Source organism: Rubrivirga halophila, from assembly GCF_046845755.1.
In the GTDB taxonomy this organism is placed as follows: Bacteria; Bacteroidota; Rhodothermia; order Rhodothermales; family Rubricoccaceae; genus Rubrivirga.
In genome coordinates this window covers 1,211,901-1,223,334 of sequence record NZ_CP177357.1, presented here as the reverse complement: position 1 = coordinate 1,223,334, position 11,434 = coordinate 1,211,901, and the positions used below count along the sequence as shown (strand labels likewise).

General features: G+C 73.1%; 13 protein-coding genes. 4 read left to right on the top strand and 9 right to left on the bottom strand.

Translation table 11 applies throughout. The annotated features are described in order from the left end of the window. Positions 1-4: 4 nt before the first annotated feature. The 5 genes from ACLIRP_RS05255 to ACLIRP_RS05235 all read right to left on the bottom strand — a co-directional run bounded on the left by ACLIRP_RS05255 (position 5) and on the right by ACLIRP_RS05235 (position 3,516). Entirely contained in the window at positions 5-388 is a 384-nt protein-coding gene (locus ACLIRP_RS05255) for a hypothetical protein (RefSeq protein WP_412062911.1), read from the bottom strand. Positions 389-413: 25 nt separating this feature from the next. After that, positions 414-881 carry a hypothetical protein gene (locus ACLIRP_RS05250; RefSeq protein WP_412062910.1) on the bottom strand — a complete coding sequence of 156 codons (468 nt, stop codon included), beginning with the start codon at positions 879-881 and terminating at the stop codon, positions 414-416. Between the two features lie 66 nt (positions 882-947). Beyond that, positions 948-2,060: a peptide chain release factor 2 gene (gene prfB / locus ACLIRP_RS05245; protein WP_412062909.1), complete on the bottom strand. Its 1,113-nt coding sequence runs from the start codon at positions 2,058-2,060 to the stop codon at positions 948-950. Between the two features lie 52 nt (positions 2,061-2,112). After that, positions 2,113-2,715: a hypothetical protein gene (locus tag ACLIRP_RS05240; RefSeq protein ID WP_412062908.1), complete on the bottom strand. Its 603-nt coding sequence runs from the start codon at positions 2,713-2,715 to the stop codon at positions 2,113-2,115. 117 nt (positions 2,716-2,832) lie between these two features. Continuing rightward, positions 2,833-3,516 carry a hypothetical protein gene (locus ACLIRP_RS05235; RefSeq protein ID WP_412062907.1) on the bottom strand — a complete coding sequence of 228 codons (684 nt, stop codon included), beginning with the start codon at positions 3,514-3,516 and terminating at the stop codon, positions 2,833-2,835. Positions 3,517-3,663: 147 nt separating this feature from the next. On the opposite strand from ACLIRP_RS05235, the gene umuD reads away from it, so the two are divergent. Both umuD and ACLIRP_RS05225 read left to right on the top strand, forming a co-directional pair. Continuing rightward, positions 3,664-4,116, top strand: coding sequence for a translesion error-prone DNA polymerase V autoproteolytic subunit (umuD, locus tag ACLIRP_RS05230; protein ID WP_412062906.1), 453 nt, complete (start codon positions 3,664-3,666; stop codon positions 4,114-4,116). Further along, entirely contained in the window at positions 4,113-5,567 is a 1,455-nt protein-coding gene (locus ACLIRP_RS05225; RefSeq protein WP_412062905.1) for a Y-family DNA polymerase, read from the top strand. Before umuD ends, ACLIRP_RS05225 begins: the two co-directional genes overlap by 4 nt. Here the strand turns inward: ACLIRP_RS05225 and ACLIRP_RS05220 are convergent. Then, positions 5,521-6,735 (bottom strand): pyridoxal phosphate-dependent aminotransferase, encoded by a 1,215-nt coding sequence (locus ACLIRP_RS05220; protein WP_412062904.1) that lies wholly within the window; start codon positions 6,733-6,735, stop codon positions 5,521-5,523. The genes ACLIRP_RS05225 and ACLIRP_RS05220 overlap by 47 nt on opposite strands. Before the next feature lie 132 nt (positions 6,736-6,867). On the opposite strand from ACLIRP_RS05220, the gene ACLIRP_RS05215 reads away from it, so the two are divergent. Then, positions 6,868-7,047 (top strand): hypothetical protein, encoded by a 180-nt coding sequence (locus ACLIRP_RS05215; protein ID WP_412062903.1) that lies wholly within the window; start codon positions 6,868-6,870, stop codon positions 7,045-7,047. A 172-nt stretch (positions 7,048-7,219) separates the two neighbouring features. Here ACLIRP_RS05215 and ACLIRP_RS05210 read toward each other — a convergent pair whose 3' ends face one another. Then, positions 7,220-7,537: a DUF2188 domain-containing protein gene (locus ACLIRP_RS05210; protein ID WP_412062902.1), complete on the bottom strand. Its 318-nt coding sequence runs from the start codon at positions 7,535-7,537 to the stop codon at positions 7,220-7,222. A gap of 70 nt (positions 7,538-7,607) precedes the next feature. Here ACLIRP_RS05210 and ACLIRP_RS05205 point away from each other — a divergent pair, with 70 nt between their 5' ends. Continuing rightward, positions 7,608-9,914: a penicillin acylase family protein gene (locus ACLIRP_RS05205; protein WP_412062901.1), complete on the top strand. Its 2,307-nt coding sequence runs from the start codon at positions 7,608-7,610 to the stop codon at positions 9,912-9,914. Positions 9,915-9,953: 39 nt separating this feature from the next. Here the strand turns inward: ACLIRP_RS05205 and ACLIRP_RS05200 are convergent, their stop codons facing one another. Together ACLIRP_RS05200 and ACLIRP_RS05195 are read right to left on the bottom strand one after the other, a co-directional pair. Beyond that, positions 9,954-10,442: a hypothetical protein gene (locus tag ACLIRP_RS05200; protein WP_412062900.1), complete on the bottom strand. Its 489-nt coding sequence runs from the start codon at positions 10,440-10,442 to the stop codon at positions 9,954-9,956. A gap of 354 nt (positions 10,443-10,796) precedes the next feature. Continuing rightward, positions 10,797-11,330 carry a hypothetical protein gene (locus ACLIRP_RS05195; RefSeq protein WP_412062899.1) on the bottom strand — a complete coding sequence of 178 codons (534 nt, stop codon included), beginning with the start codon at positions 11,328-11,330 and terminating at the stop codon, positions 10,797-10,799. Positions 11,331-11,434: the final 104 nt, after the last annotated feature.

Below are 11,434 nucleotides of genomic sequence, written 5' to 3'. Positions count from 1 at the left end.
CGGGCTAGTCGAGGACGATTGGCTCGAACTGGCAGACCCCGTCGATGAGGAGGACCGGCCTCGGCTCGCGCAGCTCGCACGTCGACACCAGCCCCAGCTCGCGGATGGCGACCCGGTCGATCTCGGCGACGCGCGCCGCCAGCCGCTCGATCTCCGTCGAGTCCGCCGTCTCGACCGAGTACACGCGGAACGTGCTCGGCCCGCCGCACGCCCGCTCGCCGACGGCGACCACGCGGCACGCGGCGAGGCTCGACGCGCGCGGCGTCCCGATGGCGGCCTCCAGCGCGGCGACCGCCGCGTCGTGCTCGCGCTCGTAGTCGGCCTGCGAGTACCCCGGCGTGTCGCACGCGGCGACAAGCAGGAGGGCGAGGAGGGCGGCGATGCGCATGGCTCCGGGAGGTGGGGGTGTGCCGCTACTCGCGGACCGGGACGCCCTCAAGAAGCGCCGACGAGCACTGGCCGTCGGCGTACCGGACCTCGGGCACCGGCGCGATGTCGCACGTCGACGCGAGCCCCAGCGCCTCCTGCGCGGCGACGTCGAGCGCGTACAACTCGCGCGCCAGCCGCAGCACCTGGGGCGCCGACGGCGTCGACGCCCCGTAGACGAGGTACTGGACGGGCCCGCCGCACGCCTTGTGGCCGAGCGGCAGCAGCCAGCACGCTTGCGGGCCCGAGGCGCTGGGGTCGATGGCCGCCCGGATCTCGGCGTCGAGCGCGGCCCGTCGGGCGTGGTACGCCTCGACGGTCGCCACGTCCGCCGGGTCGATGGCGGGGAGGTCCTCGGTGACCGGCGCGACGACGGGGTTCGAGACCGCCACCGGGCCGACGGTGTCGCAGGCGGCGAGGGCAAAGAGGAGGACGAGCGAGAGGGCGCGAGCCATGGCAGCGGCCGAGTGGGAGGTCATCAAGATGGCCCCGTCTGCGCCGCACCGCCTAGCCCAACCGGACTACCCCTCCGACGACGCGCGGCCGGTCTCCTGCAAGAGGTACGCCTTGATGAACGCGTCGAGGTCCCCGTCCATCACGCCCTGCACGTCGCCGTCCTTGAGCTCGGTCCGGTGGTCGTTGACCATCGTGTACGGCTGGAAGACGTAGCTGCGGATCTGGGAGCCCCACTCGATCTTTTTCTTGCCCGCGTTCTCGGCGTCGCGCGCCGCCTCGCGGATGGCCTGCTCGAGCGCGTAGATCCGCGACTTGAGCATCTGCATGGCCCGGTCGCGGTTCTGGAACTGGCTCCGCTGCTCGGTCGACTCGGCGACCACGCGCTCGGCCTGCCCGTTCGAGAGCGTCCCCGTCCACACGTAGCGCGCGCCGGTCTCGACCTTGTTGACGTTCTGGCCGCCCTTGCCGCCTGAGCGGAAGGTCTGGAGCTCGAGGTCGGCCGGGTTGATGTCGACCTCGATGGCGTCGTCGATCTCGGGGTACACGAACACGCTCGCGAACGAGGTCTGGCGCTTGTCGCCCGACCCGAACGGGCTCATCCGGACGAGCCGGTGGACGCCGGTCTCGGCGCGCAAGTAGCCGTACGCCCACCGCCCGGCGACGCGCAGCGAGCCGCTCTTGATGCCGGCCTCCTCCCCCTCCTGATACTCCAGGAGCGTCGGCTCGTAGCCGCTGCGCTCGGCGTAGCGCGTGTACATGCGGAGCAGCATGTCGGCCCAGTCCTGGGCGTCGGTCCCGCCCGCGCCCGAGTTGATGGTCAGGATCGCCGTGCGGTGGTCGTCGGGCCCCGCCAGCATGCCGCGGAGTTCGAGCGCATCGAGGGCCTTGGCGAGCGCCGTCTCCTCGGCCTCGATCTCGGCGCCGAGGTCGGCGTCATCCGCCTCGGCTTGCATCTCGCGCAGCGTCGCCACGTCGTCGCGCCGTGCGAGCAGGCGGTCGAAGGCGTCGATCCAGTCGGCCTCGGCCGCGATGTCCTGCTCGACCTGGCCGGCGGCCTCGGGGTCGTCCCAGAACCCGGGCTCCAGGCGCCGCGCCTTGAGCGCCGCCAGCTTGGCGCGGCGGCCGTCGATGTCGAGGTACCCGCCGAGGGTATCGACGCGGTCGGAAAGGTCGGACATGGGCGTGCGGGGGGAGCCGGAAGCTACCGACGCGCCTCGGGCGCCCCGCGCCTCAGTCGCCGCCGAGCGCGAGGCCGAGCGTGACGCCCACCGACGCGCTCGACACCTGCGACAGGGCCACCCCGACCGACGGCGAGACGACGGTCCGCACGGGGCCGCGGTCGGTCAGCCACGACAGCGCGCCGGTGGCGGTCAGCGCGATGTCATTCCGCGGGCCGGGAGTGGTCGGAACGGCGCCGCCCACGGCGAGGCTTCCGATCAGCGCGGCGTCCGGGACACCGGAGAGCCTCCGCGAGTGCGTGAACGTCGGGATCAGGTAGTCATCGCTGTTCTCGGCCGTCTGAAAGGCGACGCCGATGGAGGACACCACCTGCTGCTTGAGGTTGCGCGCGAGGTGAAATGCCCCGCCGACGAGTGTGACGGTGTCGTCGGGGAACGACGCGACTGCCGCCCCGACGCTGAGCCGCTTCCACGTCGCGTCGATCGAGGCGCTCGGACCGCGCAGGTCCTCCAGGTTCCTGTCCCGGTCGACGTACACCGCGCCGGCGTAGGACGCCGTGCCGGCCACCGCCCAGTCGGTCGGGACCCACTCGGACTGAGCCTCCGCCGAGGCCGACATCGCGAGCAGAAGGAGAAAGGCAATGAGGCGGGGCATGGCGTCGGAGGACAGGGGGTCAGAACATGAGGACGCCGGCGCGGCCGGTCAGCAGGAACCGCCGGGCCTCGCTGTTGCGCGAGGCGCTGGGCCGTCCGTGTCGAAGCAAATGCCAGACTACAAGTAGACCGACACCGAGAGCCGACTGTCCGTCACCGCGTGCCACTCGGCACGCTCCGACCGGGCCGGCTCGCGGTCGGCCCAGCGCTCGGTCAGCGTCGCCGAGGTCCGCGCCAGCCCCACCTCCGAGGTGACCCCGACGGTGAGCCCTCGGAACAGGCGGACCTCGTATCCGACGAGTGCCGAGACCCCGCCGGTGACGGCCTCCTCGCGGGCCGACGCCCCGAACCCAGCCAGTTCGCACGGCTCGACGTCGCAGGCGAGATACATGAGGTAGCGGGAAACGTCGCGGCTCTGGAGGCCGGCGTGGACGCGGACGCCGGCGACCAACGAGACGGCCGACCAGGGCGAGGCGACGTGGCGCTCGGCCCACAGGCTCGCGCTCTGCGCGTGGACGGACGTCATGTACGAGGGGAACCGCTGGTCGTCGGCCTCGGAGCCGCCGACGTCGAGGGTGGCCTCCCCCACGTCCGCCCCGACGGCCGTGCGGTCCGAGACCCAGTACCGCGCGCCGAGGTGGCTGATGGCCCCGCCCCCCACCCCGAACACGCCGGCCGTCAGGGCGATGTCGCCTCGACGGGCGAAGAACGCCGCCTCCTCGGGGGGCGCCGGAGCGGACGACGTCTGGGCCGAGGCGCCAGCGGCGAGGGCGAGAACCGCCGACAGGAGGACGAGGCGCATCGTAGGAGGGGATCGGTGACCGAAAATCTACCCGGTCTCACCGAGGCTGCGAGGCAGGGCCCGGGGTTCCACCCCATTCGCACATGCTGACACCGGAGATGGCAGCGCCTAACGCCATGTTTCGGACCCGTCTCCTCCGCCCTGTCCATGACGACCTCCGCGCCGGTCTTGCTCGTCGCCGGCCCGCCCCTCGTCCGCCCCCTGTTTCAGGACCCCTGCGCCGCCGGCTTCCCGTCCCCCGCCAGCGACTACGTCGAGCGCGCGCTCGACCTCAACGAGCTCGTCATCCGCGACGAAGCCGCCACCTACTACGTCCGCGCCGAGGGCCGGAGCGCGATGCGGGCGGGCGTGTGGTCGGGCGACTTGCTGGTCGTCAACGCCGCGCTCGCGCCCGAGCCGGGCGACCTGGTCGTCGCGTTCGTCGACGGCGAGCACACCGTCAAGCGGTTCTGCCGCGACGCAGCGGGGGCGTACCTCGCGCCCGACCCGCTGCCCGAGGAGTCGCACCGGTACCACGAGATCCGGTTCGGCGACGGCCAGGAGCTCCTCATTTGCGGCGTCGTCACGCACGTCGTCCGCTCGCTCCGGGGGAAGCCATGAGCGGGGCCACGCGGCGGCTGATCGCGCTCGTCGACTGCTCGGCGTTCTACTGCTCGTGCGAGCAGCTTTTCCGGCCCGAGCTGCGCGGCCGGCCGGTCGTGGTGCTGTCGAACAACGACGGCTGCGTGATCGCGCGGAGCGCCGAGGCCAAGGCGCTCGGCGTCGAGATGGGCGCGCCGTACTTCAAGGTGCGCGACGAGCTGGCGCGCTTGGGCGTGACCGTGTTCAGCTCCAACTACGCGCTCTACCACGACCTGTCGTCGCGCGTGCTCCGCGTGCTGGAGCGGTTCTCGCCCGAGGTCGAGCGGTACTCGATCGACGAGGCGTTTCTGGAGCTGCGCGCCGATGCGAGCCGCCCCGAGGCCGAGCCCGAGCGCCTGGACGCGCTGGCGCGGGCGGTCCGCCAGGCCGTCTGGGACGCCACCCGCGTTCCGGTTCGCGTCTCGATCGCCGAGACCAAGACGCTCGCGAAGGCCGCCAGCGAGTACGCGCGGACGCTGGAGAGCCAGACGGTCTGCTGGTGGGGGCACCCGGACCGCGAGCGGTTTCTGGCGGCGCTGCCCGTCGGCGACGTGTGGGGCGTGGGCCGGCGCTGGGCGCGGCGGCTCGCGCTCGACGGCGCGCCGACGGCGGCCGGGCTCGCGGCGCTCGACGACACGTACCTCCGCAAATACTACAACGTCGTCTTGTTGCGGACGGCACTCGAGCTGCGGGGCGTCTCGTGCCTGCCGCTCTCGGAGGCGCCCCCGCCGCGCCAGTCGCTTGTTCGCTCGCGGATGTTCGGCCACCCGCAGACCGAGGCCGAGCCGATCGGCCGGGCGGTCTCGATGCACGCCGCGACCGCCGCCGCGATGCTGCGCCGCGACGGGCTCGCGGCGTCCGTCGTCGAGACGTTCGTGACGACCGGCCGGCACGGGTCGCCGGTGCACCACGGCCGCGCGGTCGTCGAGCTCCCGACGCCCACGAACGACACGCTCGCGATCGTCCGCGCCGCGCGGTCGCTGGTGGCGTCGTGCCTGGTCCGCCCCGGCGGCGGCGCGCCCCGGTTCAAAAAGGCCGGCGTGATGCTGACCGGCCTCGGCCCGGCGGGCGAGGGCCAGGCCCACCTTTTCGACGCACCCGTCCGCGAGCGCCCCGAGGTGATGGAGGCGCTCGACCGGATCTCGCGGCGCTTCGGCCGCGACGCGCTCGTGGTCGCCGCCCAGGGCACGCCCGACGAACTCCGCCGCATCCACGCGGGCGAGGCGACGGGCTGGGGCATGCGCCGCGACCTTCTCTCGCCCCGCTACACGACGTGCTGGGACGATCTGCCGACGGCGACGGTAGAGGGATCGGAGAGGGATGAGGGATGCGAGAGGAATGAGCGGAGAGACCTGTCCCTCCATACCTCTACCCCTCCATCCCTCACCCTTCGCCCCGCACCTTGTCGGCAAACCGCGCGATCCGCGTGACGGCCTCCTCGACCTGGTCGATCGCCGTCGCGTACGAGCACCGGAGGTAGCCCTCGCCGCTCGGGCCGAACGCCGAGCCGGGCACGCACGCGACGTGCTCCTCCTGGAGCAGCCGCTGCGCAAAGTCCTCCGACGACAGGCCCGTCGAGGTGATGTCGGGGAAGGCGTAGAAGGCGCCTTCGGGCTCGAACGTCGGCAGGCCGGCCGCGTTGAGGCCGTCGACGATCAGGCGGCGGCGGTCATCGTAGGCCTGCCGCATCCGCTCCACGTCCGGCTGCGCCTCTCGAATGCCCGCGAGCGCCCCGATCTGGGCGAGCGTCGGCGCGCTCATCACGATGTACTGGTGCGCCTTGTACATCTGGTCCATGATCGGCTTCGGCGCGCACGCGTACCCGATCCGCCAGCCGGTCATCGCGTAGCCCTTCGAGAACCCGCCGATCAGGACCGTCCGCTCGTACATCCCCTCGACCGACGGGACCGACACGTGGCCGCGCTCGTGGGCGTCGCCGTAGACGAGCCGGTCGTAGATCTCGTCGGACAGCACGAACAGGTCGTGCTCGACGACGACCTCGGCGATCGCTTCGAGCGTGTCGCGGCGGAGCACGGCGCCCGTCGGGTTGTTGGGGTAGCCCAGGAAGAGGAGCTTCGTCTTGTCGGTGACGCGCGAGCGGATGTCGTCGGCCGTGACCTGGAAGTCGTTCTCGGCGCGCGTCGGCACCCAGACGACCTTGGCGCCGCAGAACTCGGCGATCGGCCCGTAGCTCACGAAGCACGGCTCCGGAATGAGCACCTCGTCGCCCGGCCCGACGAGCGTCAGCATGGCGATCGTCATGGCCTCGCTCGCGCCGACCGTCACGATGATCTCGTCCTTGTCGGCGTACGTGAGGCCGTAGAGCCGGTCCATCTCGTCGGCGATGGCGACGCGGAGCTCGGCGAGGCCGAGGTTGGCCGTGTAGCCCGTCTTGCCCGCGTCGAGCCCCCGGTGGGCGGCCTGCAGAATCGGGTCGGGGCTGACGAAGTCGGGCTCGCCGATGCCCAGCGAGATCACGTCGTCCATGGTGGCGGCGATCTCGAAAAAGCGCCGGATGCCCGACGGCGGGACCGACCGGATGCGCTCGGACAAGCGTCCGGCGAGGCGAGTGGCGGTGTCGGTGACGGTCGTCTCCATCGGGGCGCGGGCGTGTGGGGCCGGAAGCTAGCCCCCGGCTCGCGGCGCGGCGGTCCCAGCGCCCGCTCCCCCGCGTCTCCACGGATCCGCGCCCCGCGCCTCCGGGTTGGCACGGCGCACGCCCCCGGTCCGATGCCGCTCTCTCGCCGCCAGTCCCGACTCTTTGCCGCCGTCTTCGTGGCCGCCATCCTGATCCTGTCTGTCGTGGCCACGTGGATGATCACGCGCGGCTGGGCCAACGACACGGTCCAGGACCAGGTCGAGCAGCAGGAGACCGAGCGCCGCGAGGCGATGCCCAAGCTGTCTCAATAGCTCGCGCCGGCCTCGGCACCCCCCGTCCGTCCGCACATCGCTGCGGCTAACGCCTCCGCTCCGCGCGCGGCCGGACTGTCCCCCTTGGCAAGGGGGACAGCTCTCCGACCTGGGAGCGTAGCGACCGAAAGGAGAGCGGGGGGTCTACCGAGCACCCCGCCCCGCTCGCGGGCTACCGCCGGCTCAGCCCGTACCCGAACGCGATCAGCAGCGCCGCGCCGGCCGCGAGGTAGAACGGCTGCGACAGGACGGCGTCACGCCAGCTCCCCGTCGGCGCCGGCAGCTGGTCGAACGTGTGGACCGTCTCGATGCGCCCCTCGTCGGAGTGGACGACCACGCGGCCCATCCCCAGCTGGCGGATGTAGCCCGAGGCCCGGTCGACGGCGGCGTCGCGGTCGTCGGCCTCGTAGGACAGCGAGGGCGAGCCCTCCAGACGGACGGCCCAGCGGCTGTCGTGGGGGACGACGTGGTAGACGTTGCGGCTCGGCATGCGACGGCGGAAGGTGAAGACGCGGTGTACGCCCCACCGTACCATCCGGTCCCCCCGATCGGTCCGCCGCATGAAACGCGCCCTGCTCATCGCCCTCATCGTCCTGCTGGCGCTCGTCGTCCTAGGCGCCGGCAGCCTGTGGACCGCCCTGCGCGCCAGCCTCCCCGACCTCGACGGGACCGAGACGCTCGCGGGGCTGAGCGCCGAGGTGTCCGTCGAGCGCGACGCCGCCGGGGTCCCGACGATCACCGCCGCCACGCGCGCCGACGCCGCCCGCGCGCTCGGCTACGTCCACGCCCAGGAGCGCTGGTTCCAGATGGACCTGCTCCGCCGCGCCGCGTCGGGCGAGCTCTCCGCCCTGCTCGGCGAGGCGACCTGGCGCACCGACTCGACGCTCCGCCCCCACCGCCTGCGCGCCCGCGCCCGGGCCGTCGTCGAGGCCCTGCCCGCCGACCAGCGCGCCGTCCTCGACGCCTACACCGCCGGCGCGAACGCCGGCCTCGACGCGCTCGGCGCCCGGCCCTTCGAGTACCTCGCCCTCCGCCAGGCGCCCCGGCCGTGGCAGCCCGAGGACGGCATCCTAGCCGCCTTCGCCATGTACCTCGACCTGCAGTTCGACGGCGGCTACGGCCTGGAACTCGAGCGCGATGCCCTGACCGCCGCCCTGCCCGACGTCCTCGCCGACTTCCTGATGCCGACGGGCGACGCCTGGGACGCCCCCCTGGAGGGCGACACCGTCGAGCCGCCGCCCATCCCGACGGCCGCCCAGCTCGGCGACTGGCAGCCCGGCGACGAGGCGCCCGCCCCGCCCGAGCCCGACGTGCTCGGCTCCAACAACTGGGCCGTCGCCGGCGACCTCACCGAGACCGGCGCGGCGCTGGTCGCCGACGACATGCACCTCGGCCTGCGCCTGCCCCACATCTGGTTCCGCGCCTCGCTCGTCGTCGACGGCCGCCGCATCACCGGCGTCACGCTCCCCGGCGCCCCGCTCGTGATCGTCGGGAGCAACGGCGACGTGGCCTGGGGCTTCACCAACTCCTACGGCGACTACATCGACTATGTCCGACTCGTCGAACCCGAGCCCGGCCTCATCGCCACCGCCAGCGGGACCGTCGCCCTCGACACCTTGCGCGAGCAGATCGCCGTCGGAGACGAGGTCCGCGAACTCGTGGTCTTGGACACGCCGTTCGGGCCCGTCACCGCGACGGGCCCCGACGGCGCGCGCTACGCCATGCAGTGGGGCGCCCACCGGCCCGAGGCCACCAACCTCGGGCTCCTCGACGCCGAGACGGCGACGACGCTCGACGAGGTCCTCGACGCCGCCAACCGCTCCGGCATCCCCGCCCAGAACTTTGTCGCCGGCGACCGCGCCGGCCGCATCGGCTGGACGATCGCCGGGCAGATCCCCTTGCGCGTCGGCCGCGACGGCCGCCGCCCCGTCGACTCGACGGACCCGAACGCGCGGTGGGACCGGTTCCTCCGCCCCGACGAGGTCCCCCGGATCGTTGACCCCGCCGACGGCCGCCTGTGGTCCGCCAACAGCCGCGTGGCCTCGGGCGACGCCCTCGCCGCGATCGGCGACGCCAACTACGCACACGGCGCCCGCGCGCGCCAGATCCGCGACGGCCTCGCCGCCCTGACCCCGCCCGTCGACGAGCGCGACCTGCTGGCGATCCAGCTCGACGACCGCGCCCTGTTCTACGCGCGGTGGCGCGACCTCCTGCGGACGACCCTCACCGACGCCCCCGCCACCGACGACCTCGACGCCCTGCGCCGCACCGTCGAGGACTGGAGCGGCCACGCCGACGACGCCGGCTACCGGCTCGTCCGCCGCTTCCGCGACGGCGTCGTCGACCGCACCCTGCCGCCCCTGCTCGCGTCCGTCCGCGCCCTCGCCCCCCGCGCCGGCTACCCCGCGCGCGACGAGACCGCCGTCTGGGCGCTCGTCACCGAGCAGCCCGCCCACCTCCTGCCCCCCGGCCACGCCTCGTGGGACGCCCTCTTGCTCGACGCCGCCGCCGAGGTCGCGCGCGGCGACCTCGACACCGCGTGGGCCGACGACAATGCGCTCGTCATGGCGCACCCCATGGCCGACGCCCTGCCCGGCATCGGCGGCCGCCTGCGGATGCCCTCCGCGCCCCAGCGCGGCGACTCCCGGATGCCCCGCGTCGCCGGCCCCTCGATGGGCGCCAGCCAGCGGATGGTCGTCTCGCCCGGCTTCGAGGAGCGCGGCATCTTCCACATGCCCGGCGGCCAGGCCGGCCACTTCCTCTCGCCCTACTGGGGCGCCGGCCACGACGACTGGGCCGAGGGCCGCCCCTCCCCGTTCCTCCCCGGCCCCACCGTCTACCGCCTCACGCTCACCCCCGCCGAGTAGCGACGAGCCCGCCCCGAGGCCCCCGCCTCGGCGGCGCGCTCACCCCTCGATGCAGTACTCGAACGGCTCGCCTCCCACCTCGACGTCGAACGTCCCGTCCGTGATGGCGACCACGTCTGTCGGGTCGCCCTCACGCTGGACCCGGAGCGAGAACGTGCCTCGGAGGGCCCTCGGGCCCTGCTCCGTGACCCGGACGGTCGCATCGCCCGCCCCGGCCACCACGTAGGCGTCCGACGGCGTGCACAGCCCGAGGTCCCAGTACCCCGTCATCGCCGTGTTCACCGCCACCGCCCCGAGCGCGGGCCGGAACGTGAGCATGACCGCCCGCGACAGCTCGTCGGCGTACGCTCGGAGCACGACCTCCGACGGGTCATACGCGCTGGGCTGGGCGAACACGCGGAACGTGTACGGCCGGCCGTCGATCTGCGCCGTCGCGACCCCGCCGCCCTCGACCGTCTCGACCGGGGGCGTGTCGCAGCCTACGAGGAGGGCGCCGAGGAGCGCGACGGGAAGCAGGTGCCGGATCATCGTCTGAGCCAGGAGGACTGCGCCGAACCTAATCGCCGGACCGCCGGCGCTGGCCGCAGGCCGGCTCACCGGTCGGCATCCCAGACGGAACGGTCCCGATCCGCCCCCCGGCGGCCCTCCACCCGCCCGGCATCGGGCTACGAGACCTCGCGAGCCAGCCGGTCCAGGCCATCCACCACCTCCACCGTACGCGATTCGAAACGGACACGGCAGAACAGGTCACCACTCGGCCGCACATCAGGGCCGAGCGGTGAGCGCGTCAATCCAGTCGCGGGTGGCTGGACGCGGCAGGACCACCAGAGTGCCGTGCCGATCCGCAGGAACGAGGTCTGCCGTGCGGCAAGAGGTCTAGGTCTACTCCAGACCGACCCGGAACACGTTCAACGTCGCCAGCGAGCGCGGGAGGCGGCACGCCCCGTCGCCTCTGCACCCCTGCGGGACGTAGATCAGCCGCATCTCGCCTTCGAGTCGCCCAAACGGCTCGTCGGTCATCCCGTCCCAAGCGTTCGGCCCTCGCAGACGCAGGGTGTCGACGCGCACCTCCCCCGGCGCGACGGCGATCTGGCGGTCGTGCCCGACGCCAAAGATGGCGCCGCCATAGGCCGAGCCCCAGTCGTCCTCGTCGTTCACGAGGAGGACGCCGTAGTCCGGCCGGGGTTGGTCCGGGTAGGCGCGGCCCAGATAGACCGTGTCCGCGGTCGGGTTCGCAAAGCGAGCCACGACGTCGAACCCGTACTGCCGGTACGTCCCCTCCCCGCCCTCGTATCTCGCGGTGTAGACGAGGGCGTCCGTTTGGATCGCCGCCCCCACCTCGCGCTCCGGTGCCGGCTCTCCGACGAGCGAGCACCCGCCGATCGCGAGCAGGGGGATAAGAGTTGAGGAGCGCATACCGTACCGCGGCAGAACAGTTGGACGCCCAGCTGCCCGTAGCTGGGGGCACAGCGGTGGGTCGAAGCGATGACTGACGGTGACGGTGAGCGGGACCGTGAGCG